This is a genomic window from Burkholderia sp. B21-005, assembly GCF_020843965.1.
Taxonomy (GTDB): domain Bacteria; phylum Pseudomonadota; class Gammaproteobacteria; order Burkholderiales; family Burkholderiaceae; genus Burkholderia; species Burkholderia ambifaria.
Genome location: NZ_CP086302.1, coordinates 723052 through 741655, shown reverse-complemented (window position 1 = coordinate 741655; position 18604 = coordinate 723052). Strand labels below are relative to the sequence as shown.

Annotated in this window: 17 protein-coding genes; 6 read left to right on the top strand and 11 right to left on the bottom strand. The window is 66.0% G+C overall.

What is annotated here, in order from left to right; all coding sequences use genetic code 11:
• Positions 1–11 precede the first annotated feature (11 nt).
• The 6 genes from LMA02_RS19715 to LMA02_RS19690 all read right to left on the bottom strand — a co-directional run bounded on the left by LMA02_RS19715 (position 12) and on the right by LMA02_RS19690 (position 4576).
• Entirely contained in the window at positions 12–284 is a 273-nt protein-coding gene (locus tag LMA02_RS19715; protein WP_011658353.1) for a succinate dehydrogenase assembly factor 2, read from the bottom strand.
• 6 nt (positions 285–290) lie between these two features.
• Positions 291–992 (bottom strand): succinate dehydrogenase iron-sulfur subunit, encoded by a 702-nt coding sequence (locus LMA02_RS19710; RefSeq protein WP_059237255.1) that lies wholly within the window; start codon positions 990–992, stop codon positions 291–293.
• A gap of 21 nt (positions 993–1013) precedes the next feature.
• Complete coding sequence (gene sdhA / locus LMA02_RS19705; RefSeq protein ID WP_175667923.1) at positions 1014–2789, bottom strand: succinate dehydrogenase flavoprotein subunit; 1776 nt, start codon at positions 2787–2789, stop codon at positions 1014–1016.
• Positions 2790–2792: 3 nt separating this feature from the next.
• Positions 2793–3161, bottom strand: a complete 369-nt coding sequence (gene sdhD, locus LMA02_RS19700) for a succinate dehydrogenase, hydrophobic membrane anchor protein (protein ID WP_166724943.1) — start codon at positions 3159–3161, stop codon at positions 2793–2795.
• Between the two features lie 4 nt (positions 3162–3165).
• Entirely contained in the window at positions 3166–3582 is a 417-nt protein-coding gene (gene sdhC / locus LMA02_RS19695) for a succinate dehydrogenase, cytochrome b556 subunit (RefSeq protein ID WP_006754982.1), read from the bottom strand.
• Positions 3583–3751: 169 nt separating this feature from the next.
• On the bottom strand, positions 3752–4576 hold the full coding sequence (locus LMA02_RS19690) for a GntR family transcriptional regulator (RefSeq protein ID WP_011658350.1): 825 nt from the start codon (positions 4574–4576) through the stop codon (positions 3752–3754).
• Positions 4577–4863: 287 nt separating this feature from the next.
• Here LMA02_RS19690 and LMA02_RS19685 point away from each other — a divergent pair, with 287 nt between their 5' ends.
• The 5 genes from LMA02_RS19685 (at position 4864) to acnA (ending at position 12301) form a co-directional block, all read left to right on the top strand.
• The gene (locus tag LMA02_RS19685) at positions 4864–5850 is read left to right on the top strand and encodes a malate dehydrogenase (protein WP_124659954.1); all 987 of its coding nucleotides are present in this window, start codon (positions 4864–4866) and stop codon (positions 5848–5850) included.
• A 187-nt stretch (positions 5851–6037) separates the two neighbouring features.
• Positions 6038–7042: an HpcH/HpaI aldolase/citrate lyase family protein gene (locus tag LMA02_RS19680; protein ID WP_059689669.1), complete on the top strand. Its 1005-nt coding sequence runs from the start codon at positions 6038–6040 to the stop codon at positions 7040–7042.
• Between the two features lie 223 nt (positions 7043–7265).
• Entirely contained in the window at positions 7266–7775 is a 510-nt protein-coding gene (locus LMA02_RS19675) for a hypothetical protein (RefSeq protein ID WP_175670851.1), read from the top strand.
• A gap of 20 nt (positions 7776–7795) precedes the next feature.
• The gene (locus tag LMA02_RS19670) at positions 7796–9247 is read left to right on the top strand and encodes a bifunctional 2-methylcitrate dehydratase/aconitate hydratase (RefSeq protein ID WP_228909472.1); all 1452 of its coding nucleotides are present in this window, start codon (positions 7796–7798) and stop codon (positions 9245–9247) included.
• Between the two features lie 336 nt (positions 9248–9583).
• The gene (acnA, locus tag LMA02_RS19665; protein WP_228909471.1) at positions 9584–12301 is read left to right on the top strand and encodes an aconitate hydratase AcnA; all 2718 of its coding nucleotides are present in this window, start codon (positions 9584–9586) and stop codon (positions 12299–12301) included.
• Between the two features lie 144 nt (positions 12302–12445).
• On the opposite strand, the gene LMA02_RS19660 is transcribed toward acnA, so the two are convergent.
• The 3 genes from LMA02_RS19660 to LMA02_RS19650 are packed head-to-tail and all read right to left on the bottom strand — an operon-like array spanning position 12446 to position 13634.
• Positions 12446–12886: a DUF1801 domain-containing protein gene (locus LMA02_RS19660; protein ID WP_228909470.1), complete on the bottom strand. Its 441-nt coding sequence runs from the start codon at positions 12884–12886 to the stop codon at positions 12446–12448.
• Positions 12883–13314 (bottom strand): SRPBCC family protein, encoded by a 432-nt coding sequence (locus LMA02_RS19655; RefSeq protein WP_228909469.1) that lies wholly within the window; start codon positions 13312–13314, stop codon positions 12883–12885. Before LMA02_RS19655 ends, LMA02_RS19660 begins: the two co-directional genes overlap by 4 nt.
• A complete protein-coding gene (locus tag LMA02_RS19650; protein ID WP_228909468.1) occupies positions 13311–13634 on the bottom strand; it encodes an ArsR/SmtB family transcription factor in 324 nt (107 codons plus the stop codon). Before LMA02_RS19650 ends, LMA02_RS19655 begins: the two co-directional genes overlap by 4 nt.
• A 688-nt stretch (positions 13635–14322) precedes the next feature.
• Here LMA02_RS19650 and LMA02_RS19645 point away from each other — a divergent pair.
• The gene (locus tag LMA02_RS19645) at positions 14323–16062 is read left to right on the top strand and encodes a S53 family peptidase (protein ID WP_228909467.1); all 1740 of its coding nucleotides are present in this window, start codon (positions 14323–14325) and stop codon (positions 16060–16062) included.
• 72 nt (positions 16063–16134) lie between these two features.
• Here the strand turns inward: LMA02_RS19645 and LMA02_RS19640 are convergent, their stop codons facing one another.
• Both LMA02_RS19640 and LMA02_RS19635 read right to left on the bottom strand, forming a co-directional pair.
• Entirely contained in the window at positions 16135–17544 is a 1410-nt protein-coding gene (locus tag LMA02_RS19640) for an MFS transporter (RefSeq protein WP_228909466.1), read from the bottom strand.
• A gap of 212 nt (positions 17545–17756) precedes the next feature.
• Complete coding sequence (locus LMA02_RS19635; RefSeq protein ID WP_040141016.1) at positions 17757–18593, bottom strand: ABC transporter permease; 837 nt, start codon at positions 18591–18593, stop codon at positions 17757–17759.
• Between the last annotated feature and the right edge of the window lie 11 nt (positions 18594–18604).

Below are 18604 nucleotides of genomic sequence, written 5' to 3'. Positions count from 1 at the left end.
GGCGTAACGCGTTACACGTTGCGCAGCATCTCCAACAGCCTGTGAATTTCCGGGCTGTCTAGGTCGCCCTCTGGTTCCTTGCGCGCGAGGAGCAAGTCCATCAGGTCGTTGTCGCTCAGATCGAGCAGGCGCGACAACGCGCCTACGTCTGCATCGGTGAGGTCATGCTCGTATCTGCTGAAGAAACGCTCGAAGATGATGTCGTTTTCCAGCAGACCCCGCCGCGCGCGCCAGCGGAGGCGCGCGCGACGGTGCGGGTCGGATTGATGCGAATCGTCGCTCATCAAACTTTAAACCGCGCGGCGAACCATCAGTTCCTTGATCTTGCCGATCGCCTTCGTCGGGTTCAGGCCCTTCGGGCAAACGTCGACGCAGTTCATGATCGTGTGGCAACGGAACAGACGGTACGGGTCTTCCAGGTTGTCGAGACGCTCGCCGGTGGCGGTGTCGCGACTATCCGCGATGAAGCGGTAAGCCTGCAGCAGGCCGGCCGGGCCGACGAACTTGTCCGGGTTCCACCAGAAGCTCGGGCACGACGTCGAGCAGCTCGCGCACAGAATGCACTCGTACACGCCGTCGAGCTCGTCGCGTTCTTCCGGCGACTGGAGGCGTTCCTTCTCCGGCGGCGGCGCGTCGTTGATCAGGTACGGCTTGATCGAGTGATACTGGTTGAAGAAGTGCGTCATGTCGACGATCAGGTCGCGCACGACGGGCAGGCCCGGCAGCGGGCGCAGCACGATCTTCTGCGGCAGGTCGTTCAGGTTCGTCAGGCACGCGAGACCGTTCTTGCCGTTGATGTTCATCGCGTCCGAACCGCACACGCCTTCACGGCACGAGCGGCGGAACGACAGCGTCTCGTCCAGTGCCTTCAGCTTGACCAGTGCGTCGAGCAGCATGCGCTCATGCTGGATATCGAGCTCGTACGTCTGCATGCGCGGCGCCGCGTCCTTGTCCGGATCGTAGCGGTAGACTTCAAAAATGCGTTTTGCCATTTCGGATTCCTTTGACTCGGCTTAGAACGTGCGCGGCTTCGGCGGCACGGATTCGACCGTCAGCGGCTTCATTTGAACCGGCTTGTAGTCGAGGCGATCGCCTTCGCTGTACCACAGCGTGTGGCGCAGCCAGTTGTCGTCGTCGCGGTGTTCGTAGTCGCTGTGGGCGTGTGCGCCACGGCTTTCCTTACGCGCTTCCGCCGACACCATCGTCGCGCGGGCCACTTCGATCAGGTTCTCCAGCTCGAGCGCTTCGACGCGCGCGGTGTTGAACACCTTCGACTTGTCCTTCAGGTGGATGCTTTCCACGCGTGCCGCGAGGCCGGCCATCTGCTCGACGCCTTCCTTCAGCAGCGCCGACGTGCGGAACACGCCTGCGTGCTTCTGCATCGTCGCGCGGATGTCGTTCGCGACGTCCTGCGTGTATTCGCCCGACGACGACTTCTCGAGCTTCGCCAGGCGCGCCAGCGAGAATTCGCCTGCATCGGCCGGCAGCGGCTTGTGTTCCTTCTGGTTCTTCACATGCTCGACGATGTGGTTGCCGGCCGCACGGCCGAACACCACGAGGTCCAGCAGCGAGTTCGTGCCGAGGCGGTTCGCGCCGTGCACGGACACGCACGAGCATTCGCCCACTGCGTAGAAGCCGTTGACCGGTTCCTTGTGATCGCGCGACGTGCCGACGACCTGACCGTGGATGTTGGTCGGGATGCCGCCCATCTGGTAGTGGATCGTCGGGACGACCGGGATCGGTTCCTTGATCGCGTCGACGTTCGCGAACTTCAGCGCGATTTCGCGGATCGACGGCAGACGCTTCATGATCGTCTCGGCGCCGATGTGCGACAGGTCGAGCAGCACGTGGTCCTTGTTCGGACCGACGCCGCGGCCTTCCTTGATTTCCTGGTCCATCGAACGCGACACGAAGTCACGCGGCGCCAGATCCTTCAGCGTCGGCGCGTAGCGTTCCATGAAACGCTCGCCGTTCGCGTTGCGCAGGATACCGCCTTCGCCGCGCACGCCTTCGGTGATCAGCACGCCCGCGCCGGCCACGCCGGTCGGGTGGAACTGCCAGAACTCCATGTCCTGCAGCGCGATGCCCGAACGCGCAGCCATGCCGAGGCCGTCGCCGGTGTTGATGAACGCATTGGTCGACGCCGCGAAGATCCGGCCTGCGCCGCCCGTCGCGAACAGCGTCGTCTTGCCTTCCATGATGTAGACGTCGCCCGTCTCCATCTCGAGGGCCGTCACGCCGAGCACGTCGCCGTCCGCATCGCGGATCAGGTCGAGCGCCATCCATTCGACGAAGAACTGCGTCTTCGCTTCGACGTTCTGCTGGTACAGCGTGTGCAGCAGCGCGTGACCGGTACGGTCGGCGGCCGCGCAAGCGCGCTGGACCGGCTTCTCGCCGTAGTTCGCGGTGTGGCCGCCGAACGGACGCTGGTAGATCGTGCCGTCCGCGTTACGGTCGAACGGCATGCCGAAGTGTTCCAGTTCGTACACGACGTTCGGTGCTTCGCGGCACATGAACTCGATCGCGTCCTGGTCGCCGAGCCAGTCGGAACCCTTGATCGTGTCGTAGAAGTGGAAGTGCCAGTTGTCTTCGCTCATGTTGCCGAGCGACGCGCCGATGCCGCCCTGTGCGGCCACCGTGTGCGAACGGGTCGGGAACACCTTCGACAGCACGCCGACCGACAGGCCCGCGCGCGACAGTTGCAGCGCTGCGCGCAAGCCCGAGCCGCCCGCGCCGACGATCACCACGTCGAACTTGCGGCGCGGCAGGGAAGTTTTGATTGCAGCCATTCTTTACACTCTCCAGAGAATCTGCGCGGCGTAGCCCGCACATGCGAGCAGCCAGACGATGGTCAGCGATTGCAGCAGCAGGCGCACACCGACGGGCTTCACGTAGTCCATCCAGATGTCGCGCACGCCGACCCATGCGTGGTAGAAGAGGGAAAGCAGCGTCACGAAGGTCGCGAGCTTCATCCATTGCGCGGAGAAGATCGACGCCCAGCCTTCGTACGAGAAGTCATGCGCACCGAAGAACAGGACGAGCAGAATGACCGTGTAGACCGCCATGATCGCGGCGGTGACGCGCTGCGCGAGCCAGTCGCGCAGGCCGTAGTGAGCGCCGACGACGAGGCGCTTCGAGCCGATTCGGTTATTGGCTGCCATTTTCTTAGAATGCTCCGAACAGTTTGAGTGCCATGGCGATCGTCAGCGCGATCGAGACGACAAAGACGACGACTGCCGTCCGCTTGCCGCCTTCCTTCGTGACGGCGTCGTGGTTGACGTCCATCAGCAGGTGGCGAATGCCGGCGCAGAAATGGTGGAAGAACGCCCAGGACAGCGCGAGGACGATCAGCTTGACGACGATGTTGGAGAGGAAAGCCTTGAAGACTTCGAAGCTGAGCTCGGAGGTGAGGCTCTGATCGAAGAGGAACAGCACGAACGGCAGGAACAGGAACAGCAGCGCGCCGCTGACTCGGTGGAGAATCGACAATATCGCAGCCAGAGGCATGCGGTATTTCAACGTGATGTCGCCGATTCCGATGTTCCGGTATTCCGGCCTCGGCTTTCTTACTGCGTCAGTCATGCTAGACCCCTACTATGTTGTCACACTAATCCGCGATTTTAGCGCCTTTTTATATCGCGCTGCAGCGAAAGTCTGCTCTGGATAGTTGCGCGAACACGAACAAAGGCGGCCCAAAACGTGCTTCGCGAGCGTGGGGAACGCGAATGCACCCGGCCTGAGCCGAACATCGTCAACTCAAGTCATTCTGATAGTAGTACCCGGTTGTGACATACCAGCCGCGCCGCACTTCCACCGGCCGGTCACCGTATGTGTAGGACACGCGCTCGACCGACAGCAACGGAAAACCCGCCGGCACATGCAGCAGATCGGCCACCGCCGGCTCCGCCGCGACCGCGCGGATCTTCTCCGTCGCGCGGATCATCCGCGTGCCGAACTCCGTCTCGAACATCGCGTAGAGCGGCCCCTTGTACTCGCTCAACCGCTCGAACGTGAGCCCGCGGAACATCGTGCCCGGCAACCAGATCTCGTCGAGCACCGTCACTTCGCTATCGAACTCCAGCAGGCGGCGCACCTGCACGACCGGGTCGGCCGGCTTCAGGTCGAGCTGCCGCGCGATCTCGGCCGGTGCGCGCAGGCGCCGGCACTCGAGCAGCCGGCTCACGTGCGGATGCTCGGCACCGTCGTCGGCCAGCAGCCGCAGGAAGCGGAACTGCGCGCGATCCTCGTTGTGCGTCGCAACAAACGTACCCTTGCCCTGCCGCCGGACCACGAGGTTTTCGGCGGCCAGTTCGTCGATCGCCTTGCGAACGGTGCCCTGGCTGACCTTGTAGCGGGCCGCGAGCTCCACTTCGCTCGGGATGATCTCGCCCGGCTTCCATTCACCGGATTCGAGACTCTGCGTGATCAATGACTTGATCTGCTGGTATAACGGACTGAAGGTCGGGGACGGCGAAGCGGCAGGCGCCGGCGCGGAATCACCCGCGCCCGGCTGCCCTGGGCCGCCTGCGCCGGTTGGATTCGCGTTGTTCGCCTGGTTCGATGTCATGGCGCGCATTTCATCACAAACCGCGCTTTTTCGTCCACTCAAATTCCGCAAAACATCTGTCTTATATAAGACATATGATACCGTTTGACTTTGGGCCAGCCGGCTCCTACACTCCGGGGCGAGCAAGGGTTCGCGGGTGCAAATGCGTCCCCGGCTACGTGCCACGGCCGTCTCCAGGTTCACCGCGTCTGCCATTCGCGAGTCCTCCGCCCTGCTTCAATGCAACGCTACGCGTAACGCGCATAGAATGGCGTTTTGCCTAGCGTCCAACGCTTCACCCGTCCTGGAGATTTTCAATGGCTAAGCCCGCAAAGCGCGTTGCCGTCACCGGCGCCGCAGGTCAAATCGCATACTCCCTGCTGTTCCGCATCGCGAACGGCGACCTGCTCGGCAAGGACCAGCCGGTCATCCTGCAACTGCTCGACCTCCCGCAAGCCCAAGCCGCCGTCAAAGGCGTCGTGATGGAGCTCGACGATTGCGCGTTCCCGCTGCTCGCGGGCGTCGTGATCACCGACGATCCGAAGGTTGCATTCAAGGATGCAGACGTTGCTCTGCTGGTCGGCGCACGTCCGCGCTCGAAGGGCATGGAGCGCAAGGACCTGCTGTCGGCGAACGCCGAGATCTTCACGGTCCAGGGCGCCGCGCTGAACGAAGTCGCGAGCCGCGACGTGAAGGTGCTGGTCGTCGGCAACCCGGCGAACACCAACGCGTACATCGCCATGAAGTCGGCACCGGACCTGCCGAAGAAGAACTTCACGGCAATGCTGCGCCTCGACCACAACCGCGCGCTGTCGCAGCTCGCCGCGAAGTCGGGCAAGCCGGTCGCATCGATCGAGAAGCTCGCCGTGTGGGGCAACCACTCGCCGACGATGTACCCCGACTTCCGCTTCGCGACCGTCGAAGGCGAGTCGCTGCTGAAGCTGATCAACGACGACGTGTGGAACCGCGACACGTTCATCCCGACCGTCGGCAAGCGCGGCGCGGCGATCATCGAAGCGCGCGGCCTGTCGTCGGCAGCGTCGGCAGCCAACGCGGCGATCGACCACGTGCGTGACTGGGTCCTCGGCACGAACGGCAAGTGGGTCACGATGGGCATCCCGTCGGACGGCTCGTACGGCATCCCCGAAGACATCATCTACGGCGTGCCGGTCGTGTGCGAAAACGGCGAGTACAAGCGCGTCGAAGGCCTGGAAATCGACGCGTTCTCGCGCGAGAAGATGGACGGCACGCTGGCCGAGCTGCTCGAAGAGCGCGACGGCGTCGCCCACCTGCTGAAGAACTAAGCAGGCTGCATGATGGCCGGGCCGCCTCCGGGCGGGCCGGTCACGGCACGGACGGCGGGCCTGCAGCCAGCCCCGCCGCCCGATCCGATCCGGGCACGTTTTGCCGCTCCAGGCGCCCCGCGCGCCGGCCCAGAACGCGCCCGAATCCGATGTTCTCCACGTTGCCCGCTTCCTGGACGTAGAAGAGATGTCCGCGCTCACTCCTGCACAAGTGCTGTACGACGGGGCATCCCCGCCCGCGATCCTGCCCTGCTGCGATCACTACGCGGGCAGCGAGAAGCTGATGCGCAAGTCGCTCGCGCTCCAGGCCGAACTCGGCCCCGTGTTCGACATCACGCTCGATTGCGAGGACGGCGCGGCCGTCGGCCAGGAAGCCGCGCACGCGCAGCTCGTCGCCGAGTTCCTCGGCAGCGCCGAAAACCGCTTCGGGCGGGTCGGCGTCCGCATCCACGACTTTTCCCATCCCCACTGGCGCGACGACGTGCGCATCGTGCTGCGGGCCGCGCGCGCACCGGCCTACGTCACGCTGCCGAAGATCGCGAGCGCCGCCGACGCGGCCGAGATGGTCGCGTTCATCGAAGGCACGCGCCGCGAGCTCGGCCTCGCGCAGCCGATTCCCGTCGACGTGCTGGTCGAGACGCACGGCGCGCTCGCGCAGGCGGCCGCCCTCGCCGCGCTGCCGCTGGTCGGCACGCTGAGCTTCGGGCTGATGGACTTCGTGTCCGCCCATCACGGCGCGATTCCCGATGCGGCGATGCGCTCGCCCGGCCAGTTCGACCACCCGCTCGTGCGCCGCGCGAAGCTGGAAATCGCCGCGGCCTGCCACGCGCACGGCAAGACACCGTCACACAATGTGACAACCGAGGTGCGCGACATGGCCGTCGTCGCCGGCGACGCGCGCCGCGCACGCGACGAGTTCGCGTTCACGCGGATGTGGAGCATCCACCCCGCGCAGATCCGCCCGATCGTCGACGCATTCGCGCCGCGCACCGATGAAGTCGCACTGGCCGCGGAGATCCTGCTGGCCGCGCAGGCCGCCGACTGGGGCCCGACACGCCACGGCGATACGCTGCATGACCGCGCGAGCTACCGCTATTACTGGTCGGTGCTGCGCCGCGCGCGGGCGACCGGCCAGCCGGTGCCGGCCGAGGCCGCGCCGCTGTTCGGCCCGGCCGCCGGAGACGCGCGGTGAGCGCGCGCCGACACACGAATTTCATCGAATCGCCGGGGTGTGAACCCGACACAGGTTTGCGAAACGACAAAAAACGTAACGGAGCCCGAAAACCTGAAATTTGCGCGGCCAAATAGGTGAAAATAGCGGCCGCTGCGCGCTTCCGGGGCGCGTGCAGTTTCAAACCGGCCGGCGGTTTCGATTGCCGGCCCTTGTCAACTGATAATCGAAAGGTTCTGACTCCATGAAGAAACTCCTGATCGCTACCGCCATCGGCGCGTTGTCCGCCACGATGCTGGTGTCGGCTCCGAGCGCGTTCGCCCAGGGTACGGCGACGACCGCGAAGAAGACGGCCAAGCGCCCGGCGCCGGCCAAGCGCATCATCCCGCGCAGCAAGAAGGCGCAGGCACGCGCGGCTGCCAAGGTCGACACGGTACCGGAAGGCGCGGTCAAGTGGTCCTGTAAGGAAGGTCTGTCGTTCGACCTCGCCGGCGACATGAAGCGCGACCAGCTCGTCACGGTTCACTGGGCGAAGAGGAACTACAAGCTGCCGCGCGAAGCCACGACGACGGGCGCCGACACCTTCTACGATCCGGCAGCCGGCCTCAAGCTGGTCGTGATCCCGAGCAAGGCGATGCTGTTCTCCGACGCAAACGGCGGCGAGCGCCTCGCGGACGAATGCGTGACGCCGGAAATGGCGCAAGGCACCGCGGCACCGACGCAGTCGAACGAGCTGAAGCCGGCAACGAACTAAGCGCGTTCCCCGGCCCCTCGATGTCCGCCCCGGTCTCCAACGTCCGCCCTGCTCCGGATACGGTACTCGTCGATATCGTCGACTACGTGCTGAACACCGGCATCGACAGCGCGCTCGCGCTGGAGACGGCGCGTCATTGCCTGATCGACACGCTCGGATGCGGACTCGAGGCGCTGTCCTATCCCGCCTGCACCAAGCTGCTCGGCCCCGTCGTGCCCGGCACGATCGTGCCGAACGGCGCGAAGGTGCCCGGCACGTCCTTCCAGCTCGATCCCGTCCAGGCCGCGTTCGACATCGGCGCGATGATCCGCTGGCTGGACTTCAACGACACCTGGCTCGCCGCCGAATGGGGTCATCCGTCCGACAATCTCGGCGGGATCCTGGCGACGGCCGACTGGCTGTCCCGCACGGCCGTCGCGGCGGGCAGGCAGCCGCTTGCCATGCGCGACGTGCTCGTCGCGATGATCCAGGCCCACGAGATCCAGGGCTGCCTCGCACTCGAAAATTCGTTCAATGCGGTCGGGCTCGACCACGTGCTGCTCGTGAAGGTCGCGTCGACGGCCGTCGTCGGCCGCCTGCTCGGGCTCACGCGCGACGAGCTGATCAACGCGGTATCCAACGCATTCGTCGACGGTCAAGCGCTGCGCACCTACCGCCACGCGCCGAACACCGGTTCGCGCAAGTCATGGGCGGCCGGCGACGCGACGTCGCGCGCGGTGCGCCTCGCGCTGATCGCGAAAACGGGTGAAATGGGCTACCCGTCGGCGCTCACCGCAAAGACCTGGGGCTTCTACGACGTGCTGTTCGACGGGCAGCCGTTCCGCTTCCAGCGCCCGTACGGCACGTACGTGATGGAGAACGTGCTGTTCAAGATCGCGTTCCCGGCCGAATTCCACGCGCAGACGGCCGCCGAGGCCGCGCTGCAGTTGCACGCGCAGCTCGCCGCGACGGGCCGCACGACCGACGACATCAGCCGGATCACGATCCGCACGCACGCGGCCGCGCTGCGCATCATCGACAAGCAGGGCCCGCTCGCCAATCCGGCCGATCGCGATCACTGCATCCAGTACATGGTCGCCGTGCCGCTGCTGTTCGGCCGGCTGACCGCGGCCGATTACGAAGACGCGGTCGCCGCCGATCCGCGCATCGACGCGCTGCGCGCGAAAACCGTGTGCGTCGAGGATCCGCAATTCACGAAGGATTACCATGACCCGGCCAAGCGATCGATCGCGAATGCGCTGACGATCGAATTCGCGGACGGGTCGAAGCTTGCCGAAGTGGCGATCGAATACCCGCTCGGCCATCGGCGGCGCCGCGCGGACGGCATCCCGCTGCTGGTCGAGAAGTTCAGGACCAACCTCGCCCGCCGCTTCCCGGCCAAGCAGCAACAAGCGATTCTCGACGTGTCGCTGGACCAGGCAAAGCTCGAAGCAATGCCGGTCGATGAATACGTCGATCTGTATGTGATATAGGGGGCTGTTTGCGGATGAAACGGACATGCGAATGCCCCAAATCGGTCGCAGGACAAGGAGTGAGGAGCGCCGTTTGGCCGTGCCAAACAAGAGACGAACGACGCCGTCATGTGGCCGATTTGGGGCATTCCCGTGGTATGAAATTCAAGTTTGGGGTTGCCCCGAGAAAGGCCGCTCGCTGCGTCACGCTCCTTGCGAATACGTCCAGTATTCGCTGCGTCGCAGTCCTTGCGAGCGGCCTTTCTCGGGGCAACGCATGTCCGTTTCATCCGCAAACAGCCCCCTTGTCATCTACAGGACACGTTGTTTCCTAGCCTTAAACCCAGGAAAATCACCATGGCCCACAATCTCCACAAGACCCTCAAGGAATTCGACAGCGGTTCCGGCAAAGGCAAGTTCTACTCGCTACCGCAGCTCGGCAAGGAACTGAAGACGAAGATCGAGCGCCTGCCGGTGTCGATCCGTATCGTGCTCGAGTCCGTGCTGCGCAACTACGACGGCAAGAAGATCACCGAAGAACACATCGAGCAGCTGGCGAACTGGAAGCCGACCGCGAAGCGCGTCGACGAGATTCCGTTCGTGGTGTCGCGCGTCGTGCTGCAGGACTTCACGGGCGTGCCGCTGCTCGCCGACATCGCGGCCATGCGCGGCGTCGCCGAGCGTTCGGGCAAGAACCCGAAGAAGATCGAGCCGCTGGTCCCGGTCGATCTCGTCGTCGATCACTCGGTCCAGATCGACTACTTCCGCCAGAAAGATGCGCTCGACCTGAACATGAAGCTGGAATTCCAGCGCAACAACGAACGCTACCAGTTCATGAAGTGGGGCATGCAGGCGTTCGACACGTTCAAGGTCGTGCCGCCGGGCGTCGGCATCGTCCACCAGGTGAACCTCGAGTATCTCGCGCGCGGCGTCCACAAGAAGGCGGACGGCGGCGACACCGTGTACTACCCGGACACCCTCGTCGGCACGGACAGCCACACGACGATGATCAACGGCATCGGCGTGGTCGGCTGGGGCGTGGGCGGCATCGAGGCCGAAGCCGGCATGCTCGGCCAGCCGGTGTACTTCCTGACGCCGGACGTCGTCGGCGTCGAGCTGAAGGGCAAGCTGCGCGAAGGCGTGACGGCCACCGACCTGGTGCTGACGATCACCGAAATGCTGCGCAAGGAAAAGGTTGTCGGCAAGTTCGCCGAGTTCTTCGGCGAAGGCACGAAGTCGCTGTCGCTGCCGGACCGCGCCACGATCGGCAACATGGCGCCGGAATACGGCGCGACCATGGGCTTCTTCCCGGTCGACGAAAAGACGATCGACTACTTCGAAGGCACGGGCCGCACGAAGGCGGAAATCGCCGCGTTCGAAAACTACTTCAAGGCGCAGAAGCTGTTCGGCATCCCGAAGGCAGGCGACATCGACTACACGAAGGTCGTGACGCTGGATCTCGCAACGGTCGCACCGTCGCTGGCCGGCCCGAAGCGCCCGCAGGACCGCATCGAGATCGGCAACGTCAAGTCGACGTTCACCGACCTGTTCTCGAAGCCGGTCGCCGAGAATGGCTTCGCGAAGAAGGCGGAAGACCTGGGCACGCAATACACGACGAGCAACGGCGTCGACGTGAAGAACGGCGACGTGCTGATCGCCGCCATTACGTCGTGCACGAACACGTCGAACCCGAGCGTGCTGCTGGCCGCCGGCCTGCTCGCGAAGAAGGCGGTCGAGGCCGGCCTCACGGTCGATCCGAAGATCAAGACCTCGCTCGCGCCGGGATCGCGCATCGTCACCGAGTACCTGACGAAGACGGGCCTGCTGCCCTACCTGTCGAAGCTCGGCTTCGAAGTCGCGGCCTATGGCTGCACGACCTGTATCGGCAACGCGGGCGACCTGACGCCGGAGCTGAACGAAGCGATCACGAAGAACGACATCGTCGCGGCAGCCGTGCTGTCGGGCAACCGTAACTTCGAAGCGCGTATTCACCCGAACATCCGCGCGAACTTCCTCGCGTCGCCGCCGCTCGTCGTCGCCTACGCGATCGCCGGCAACATCACGCGCGACCTGATGACCGAGCCGGTCGGCAAGGGCAAGGACGGTTACGACATCTACCTCGGCGACATCTGGCCGACGAGCGAGGAAGTCCACGCGCTGCTCAAGTTCGCGCTCGACCCGAAGAAGTTCGAGGACAACTACTCGAAGCTGACCAAGAAGGGCGACCTCTGGAGCAAGATCGAGGGCGAAACGGGCCAGGTCTACGACTGGCCGAAGTCGACCTACATCGCGGAGCCGCCGTTCTTCGGCAACGACTTCTCGATGGAGCCGGCCGCGTCGATCCCGACGGTCAAGGGCGCGCGCGCACTGGGCATCTTCGGTGACTCGGTCACGACCGACCACATCAGCCCGGCAGGCTCGATCAAGGAAGACTCGCCGGCAGGCAAGTGGCTGAAGGAGAACGGCGTGCAGAAGGCCGACTTCAACAGCTACGGCTCGCGCCGCGGCAACCACGACGTGATGATGCGCGGCACGTTCGCGAACGTCCGGATCAAGAACCTGATGATCCCGGTGAAGGCAGACGGCTCGCGCGTCGAAGGCGGCCTGACGATCCACCAGCCGAGCGGCGAACAGCTGTCGATCTACGACGCCGCGATGCGCTACGTCGGCGCCGACACGCCGACCGTCGTGTTCGCGGGCGAGGAGTACGGCACGGGCTCGTCGCGCGACTGGGCCGCGAAGGGCACGCAACTGCTCGGCGTGAAGGCCGTGATCGCACGCAGCTTCGAGCGGATCCACCGCTCGAACCTGGTCGGCATGGGCGTGCTGCCGCTGCAGTTCAAGGGCGCGGACAGCATCCAGTCGCTCGGCATCACCGGCGAAGAGACCTACGACATCGAAGGCCTCGGCGACGACTTCAAGCCGCAGCAGGACGTCACCCTCGTGATCCACCGCAAGAACGGCGAAACGCAGCGCGTGCCGGTGCTGCTGCGCATCGATACGCCGATCGAAGTCGACTACTACAAGCACGGCGGTATCCTGCCGTTCGTGCTGCGCTCGCTGCTGGCAGCGTAAGCGTCCTGCTTTTGCAGGTGCCGCAGCCGCCTCGCGGCGGTTGCGGCCGATTTGAATGCCCGACCTCGTGTCGGGCTTTTTTTTCGCCTGCCGGTCGGCGGCGGGAAGGCGGCGGCCGGGCTGTGCGCCCGGCGTGCCGGTGCGTCATGCGGCCTCGTCGGCTCGCGCCTTCGCGCCGGAGCCGGCGCGCGCGTTCTTCTTCAGGTGCGCGCGGTTGTAGTCGATCGCCGCGCGAACGAGGCGCTTCAGCCCCCGCTTGTCGAGCTTGTCGCCTTCGAGCCAATCGATCGAGCGACGCGCATTGCCGTCGAGGCCCGCATTGAACAGCCCGTCGGGATCGGGAAGATGCGCGCCGTGCATGAAGGTCAGCTTCACCTTGCCCTTGTGCGCGTTCGCGACCGCAATCATCCCGTCGCACGCCCACACGGGGCTGCCCATCCATTTCCATTCCTCGACGATGCCGTCGTCGACGGCGAGGATCGTCTCGCGCAACTCGGCGAACGTCTTGCCGCGCCAGTCGGCGATCCCCGCGATCAGCGCGTCGATACGGGCCGACGGCGGCAGGCCCGGGTCGGATGCGCTCATGCCCGGCCCTCCTGGTCTTCATCGGGACGCGCCAGCACCTGTTCGAGCGACTCGAAGAACCGCACCCACCCGTGCTGCGCACCGCGGTATGCCTGTTCCTGATCCGGGCGGAAGCCGGCCTGCTCCATGCGCAACAGCGTGCCGCTCGGCGTCGGCGTGAGCGTCCATGTGACGACGCTTTCCAGGCCATACGCGGCCCACGTGTAGGACAGCACGCGCTGCGGTTCGATCGTCAGCAACGTGCAGTCGACCGAACCCCAGTCCGCGTGAAAGCTGAACGCGCGACCCGCGACCGGCTCGAAATCGCTCTTCATCAGCCACGCCTCGATCAGGTGCGGTTGCGTGAGCGCGCGCCAGATCTTCTCCGGCGAATGCGACAGTTCCCGTTCGACGACGACGGTGCGTGTTTCGGTAGTGGCCTGGTTCATTGGTCCATCCTTTTGAGCAGATCTTCGAGAGCGTCGAACCGGTTCTGCCAGAAGCCTGCCATCTGGCTGGTCCAGTCGATCAACGGAGTCAGCGCCTGCGGCTGCGCGCTGTAGTGCGTCTGCCGGCCCGCGTGACGGTCGCGTACGAGCCCGGCCTGCTTCAGTACACCCAGATGCTTCGATACCGCCGGCTGCGACACGCCTGCATGGGCCGTCAGCGCGCCCACCGTCAGTTCGCCCTGCTCGCACAGCCGCTCGAAGAGCGCGCGGCGCGTCGGATCGGCAAGCGTCCTGAACAGCATGTCGTGAGTGTTTTGCATGTTTCAATCAATAACTCGATGGTTATGGATTGAAGGATAGCCGCGCAATGGTGCGCGTCAAGGAGGGATTTCGCGGGGGCGTCATGCGATCCTTCCGCATTTGCGTTCGCCGCGGCGAGCCGGACGGCGGCGTACCGGCGCGCGATGGACCTCGAGCGCGCGTCGCCGGATGAATTCGAGCCCTTCCTCTAATCGACTCACCCGGCCCGCGAACCGAAAGCACGCTGCAAGACTCGGCAACGCGCTGTTCCACAGTTCGGGAAAGGCGCGCGATCGACCGGCCCCGTTTTCGTGCATCCGCGCATCGGGACGTCGTCGCGCGGATGCCGCGGCCGCACTTGACCACATAGTGCGACGCACGACGCGCGCAGGCCCGCTCGCGGCCAATGTGCTCGCGCGGCGCTGCGCTCCGCAATCGCGCGCATTCCGGCACGGCAACGAACGACACGTGCGTTCAAACGTCGTCGACCGTCGCGCGAGCGTGCCGCGAACCGGTTCCCTTCGCCGGGGCCGCGGCCGCCGGCACGAGCGGCGTGGCGCAGGCGTGCGAGCCCGCCGATGTCAGATCTGACAGCTATGGAAACTGGCAGCTACCTGAACGGCACCGACGCCCTACGCTCGTCACCGCTCGCGGCCCCACAAGGGCCGGGGGTTCCAGCAACGTCGTCCCTCCTTAAAAGGACTCCCGATGAAAAGGAACACCTGGTTTGCGCTGCCCCTTCCGTCGCCCCGACACCTTGCGTGCGCGGTACCGCTCGTGTTCGCCGCCACTGCGGCCCATGCGGCGACGGATTGGGTCGATACCCACACGAAGGCCTTTCTGACCGGCCCGCAGTTGATGGCGCGCAGCGCGGCGCCGTCGCTCGAACTCGCGGCCGGCGAGACGACGGACATCGTCGTCAGCCTGAAGCTGCGCAACGCCGCGCAACTCAAGCAACTCGCGCACGACGTGAACCGGCCCGGCAACGCGCATTACCGCCAGTACCTCACGCACGACCAGTTCCTCGCCGGCTACGCGCCGACCGAAGCACAGGTCAAGTCGGTCGTCGACTATCTGCGCAAGAGCGGCTTCGTGAACATCGAAGTCGCGCCGAACCGGCTGCTGGTGTCGGCGCGCGGCACGGCCGGCACGGTGAAGACCGCGTTCAACACGTCGCTCGTGCATTTCGAGTACGCGGGCCGCTCCGGCTTCGCGAATGCGTCGACCGCGCAGGTGCCGCATGCGCTCGGCGACGTCGTCGGCTCGGTGCTCGGGCTGCAGAACGTCGCACGCGCACGGCCGATGCTGCGCATCGGCAACGTCGCGAAGCCGCAGGCGCTCGCGGCCGGCACGGCCACCGGCCACTATCCGAAGGAATTCCCGGGCCTCTACAACGCGACCGGCGTGCCGACCGCGGCCGGCGTGACCGTCGGCATCATCACGATCGGCGGCGTGTCGCAGACGCTGCAGGACCTGAGGCAGTTCACGTCGAGCAACGGTTACGGCACGGTCACGACCCAGACCGTCAAGACCAACGGCACCGGCACGACCGGCAGCTACAGCGACGACCAGGACGGCCAGGGCGAATGGGATCTCGACAGCCAGTCGATCGTCGGCTCGGCCGGCGGCCAGGTCGGCAAGCTCGTGTTCTACATGGCGGACCTGAACGCCGCCGGCAACACGGGGCTCACGCAGGCATTCAACCGCGCGGTGTCGGACAACACCGCGAAGGTGATCAACGTGTCGCTCGGCTGGTGCGAGACCGATGCGAACGCGGACGGCACGCTCGACGCCGAAGAGCAAATCTTCACGACGGCCGCCGCGCAAGGACAGACGTTCTCGGTGTCGTCGGGCGACGAAGGCGTGTACGAGTGCAACAACCGCGGCTATCCGGACGGCGCGAACTACACGGTGTCGTGGCCGGCCGCGTCGCCGCACGTGCTCGCGATCGGCGGCACGACGCTGTACACGACGTCCTCGGGTGCATTCTCGAATGAAACGGTGTGGAACGAGGGTCTCGACGGCAACGGCAAGCTATGGTCCACGGGCGGCGGCGTCAGCACGATCCTGCCGGCGCCGTCGTGGCAGTCGGGCAGCAACCGGCAGTTGCCCGATGTGTCGTTCGACGCCGCGCAAGGCACGGGCGCGTACATCTACAACTACGGCCAGTTGCAGCAGATCGGCGGCACGAGCCTCTCCGCGCCGATCTTCACCGGCTTCTGGGCGCGTCTGCTCGCGGCAAACGGCACGGGCCTGGGCTTCCCGGCCGGCAACTTCTATGCGGACATTCCGTCGAACCCGTCGCTCGTGCGCTACGACGTCGTATCGGGCAACAACGGCTATCAGGGGTATGGCTACCAGGCAGGCACCGGCCGGGATCTGACGACCGGCTTCGGCAGCCTGAACATCGCGAACCTCAACAAGCTGATCCAGACGGGCGGCTTCTGAGCGTGACGCGAAGGCCGGCGCGCGGCGGAGGTTCGGCGCGCGCCGGCCAAAGCATTTCCGGGCTTCGGTGTGCTACTCCGTCGCCTGCTCCTTCACCGGCACCGGCGCGCCGGCCCGATGCGACGGCGCGAAGAGCCGCAACCCGCTCGCGACGCTCGCGGCGCCGGCAAAGCCCGCACCGAGCATCAACGCGAGCGTCGGCCCTTGACGTCCGGCGATGCCGAACGACAGCGCGACGAGCGCCGCGCCGGTCGCCTGCCCGATCAGCCGCGCGGTCGCGATGATCCCGCTCGCGCCGCCGCTGCGCTCGGGCGGCGCGCTCGACATCAGCGCCTTCAGGTTCGGCGACTGGAAGAAGCCGAAGCCCGCGCCGCACAGCATCATCCGCCAGCCGATGTCGACGACGTTCGGCGCGGCCGGCAGCGCGGCGAGCGCCACCATCCCCGCGCTCAGCAGCGCGAGCCCGATCGCGCCGAGCAACCCGGGCGGATAACGGTCGGACAGCCGGCCTGCGATCGGCGCGGCCAGCGCGACGACCGCCGACCACGGCGTCATCAGGAAGCCGGTCTCCACCGCGCTGCGATGCAGGACGGTTTCGAAGTAGAACGGCAGCGATACGAACGCAAGCCCCTGCGCGGCAAACGCGCATACGGCCGTCAGCGCGGACAGCGTGAACACCGGCCGGCGGAACAGGTCGACCGGCAGCATCGGCGCCGGGTGCCCGGCCTGGCGGCGGATCAGCAGCCAGCCGAACGTGAGCGCGACCGCGGCCGCCGCGAACACGACGGACAGCGGCCCGCGCTGCGCGAATTCGCCGAGCGCGAAGATCAGCGACGCGAACGTGATCACGTTGAACAGCGCGGCGAGCGGATCGAACACATGCTTGCCGCGCGCCGACTGCGGCAGCGACGGAATCGCGACGGCAAGCGCGAGCACGCCGAGCGGCACGTTCACCGCGAACAGCCACGGCCACGCGGCCACCGACAGGATCAACGACGCGATCGTCGGCCCCACCGCGAACGACACGCCGACGACGAGCGCGTTGAAGCCGACGCCGCGCCCGAGCCGGTGCGCGGGAAACAGGTTGCGGATCAGCGCAACGTTCACGCTCATGATCGCGCTCGCACCGAAGCCCTGCACGATCCGCGCCGCCGTCAGTTGCGGCAGCGTCGACGCGAGCGAGCAGCCGAGCGACGCGAGCGTAAACACCGCGAGGCCCGCGATATACACGCGCTTGTGGCCGACGATGTCGCCGAGCGATGCGAACGGCAGCAGCGTCGCGACCATCGCGAGCTGGTAGGCGTTGATGATCCACACCGACGCGGCCGGCGACGCGTGCAGGTCGGTGGCGATCGCGGGCAGCGCAGTGTTCGCGATCGCGGTGTCGAGCGTCGCGAGCGCGACGGCCAGCAGCACGGCGGACATCGCGCGCCAGTTGACGGCCGGCTCCCGGGCGCCGGCGGGGGAAGCGAATTCGGACAAGATGAGGCTCGGCTGACGAGCGACGCGCGGCGTCGCGGATTGAGCGGCGCGGCGGCGTATGTTCTGCGGTGAAACCGGTTCACGGGCCGTCGCGACCCGTATTGTTGCAGAGCCCCATCGAACCTGCAGGCAAGCGCGCCGTCAGTCAGCGAAACGAAAGCTTCGGCATGCCGCGCCGGGTGCGCGGCATCGTCGAGGACGCAACGATCGCGTTACGATACCGCCCGTCGCGCGTTGCGTCCGCGCAGCCATTCGAGCGCGAGCAGCAGGCTCGTCGAGAAGATGATCAGGATCGTCGCGAGCGCGGCGATCGTCGGGCTGATGTTCTCGCGAATGCCGGTGAACATCTGGCGCGGCAGCGTCGTCTGGTCCGCGCCCGCGAGGAACAGCGTGACGACGACTTCGTCGAACGACGTCGCGAATGCGAACAGCGCGCCCGACATCACGCCCGGCGCGATCACCGGTAGCGTCACGCGAAAGAACGTCGTGACGGGATTCGCGCCGAGCGACAGGCTCGCGCGCACCAGGTTCTGATTGAAGCCCTGCAGTGTCGCGGCGACCGTCGTCACGACGAACGGCACGCCGAGCGCCGCGTGCGCGGCGATCAGCCCCGTGTAGGTATTCGCGAGCCCGAGCGGCGCGAAGAACAGGTACATGCCGACGCCGACCACGACGACGGGCACGATCATCGGCGACAGCAGCACGGCCATCAGGAGCCCCTTGCCGCGGAAGTCCGCCTTCGTGAGGCCGATCGCGGCGAGCGTGCCGAGCACGGTCGCGACGACGGTCGCCGACGGCGCGACGATGAAGCTGTTCTTCGCGGCCATCCGCCACTCGTCGGACGCGATCAGGTTCTCGTACCAGCGCGTCGAGAAGCCGGGGATCGGATAGACGAGGAACGTGCTCGACGAGAACGACAGCGGCACGATCGCGAGCACCGGCAGGATCAGGTACAGCAGCGTCAGCACGACGAGTACGCGCAGCGCGACATACCACGCGCGTTCGACGAACGACATGTGCGGCGCGAACAGCGGCCTGGCGAGTTTCATGGTCGACATCC

Bases quoted from the DNA above. Each gene is read 5' to 3' on its own strand.
- LMA02_RS19715 (WP_011658353.1), bottom strand. From the start codon at position 284: ATGAGCGACGATTCGCATCAATCCGACCCGCACCGTCGCGCGCGCCTC.
- LMA02_RS19710 (WP_059237255.1), bottom strand. From the start codon at position 992: ATGGCAAAACGCATTTTTGAAGTCTACCGCTACGATCCGGACAAGGAC.
- sdhA (WP_175667923.1), bottom strand. From the start codon at position 2,789: ATGGCTGCAATCAAAACTTCCCTGCCGCGCCGCAAGTTCGACGTGGTG.
- sdhD (WP_166724943.1), bottom strand. From the start codon at position 3,161: ATGGCAGCCAATAACCGAATCGGCTCGAAGCGCCTCGTCGTCGGCGCT.
- sdhC (WP_006754982.1), bottom strand. From the start codon at position 3,582: ATGACTGACGCAGTAAGAAAGCCGAGGCCGGAATACCGGAACATCGGA.
- LMA02_RS19690 (WP_011658350.1), bottom strand. From the start codon at position 4,576: ATGCGCGCCATGACATCGAACCAGGCGAACAACGCGAATCCAACCGGC.
- LMA02_RS19685 (WP_124659954.1), top strand. From the start codon at position 4,864: ATGGCTAAGCCCGCAAAGCGCGTTGCCGTCACCGGCGCCGCAGGTCAA.
- LMA02_RS19680 (WP_059689669.1), top strand. From the start codon at position 6,038: ATGTCCGCGCTCACTCCTGCACAAGTGCTGTACGACGGGGCATCCCCG.
- LMA02_RS19675 (WP_175670851.1), top strand. From the start codon at position 7,266: ATGAAGAAACTCCTGATCGCTACCGCCATCGGCGCGTTGTCCGCCACG.
- LMA02_RS19670 (WP_228909472.1), top strand. From the start codon at position 7,796: ATGTCCGCCCCGGTCTCCAACGTCCGCCCTGCTCCGGATACGGTACTC.
- acnA (WP_228909471.1), top strand. From the start codon at position 9,584: ATGGCCCACAATCTCCACAAGACCCTCAAGGAATTCGACAGCGGTTCC.
- LMA02_RS19660 (WP_228909470.1), bottom strand. From the start codon at position 12,886: ATGAGCGCATCCGACCCGGGCCTGCCGCCGTCGGCCCGTATCGACGCG.
- LMA02_RS19655 (WP_228909469.1), bottom strand. From the start codon at position 13,314: ATGAACCAGGCCACTACCGAAACACGCACCGTCGTCGTCGAACGGGAA.
- LMA02_RS19650 (WP_228909468.1), bottom strand. From the start codon at position 13,634: ATGCAAAACACTCACGACATGCTGTTCAGGACGCTTGCCGATCCGACG.
- LMA02_RS19645 (WP_228909467.1), top strand. From the start codon at position 14,323: ATGAAAAGGAACACCTGGTTTGCGCTGCCCCTTCCGTCGCCCCGACAC.
- LMA02_RS19635 (WP_040141016.1), bottom strand. From the start codon at position 18,593: ATGAAACTCGCCAGGCCGCTGTTCGCGCCGCACATGTCGTTCGTCGAA.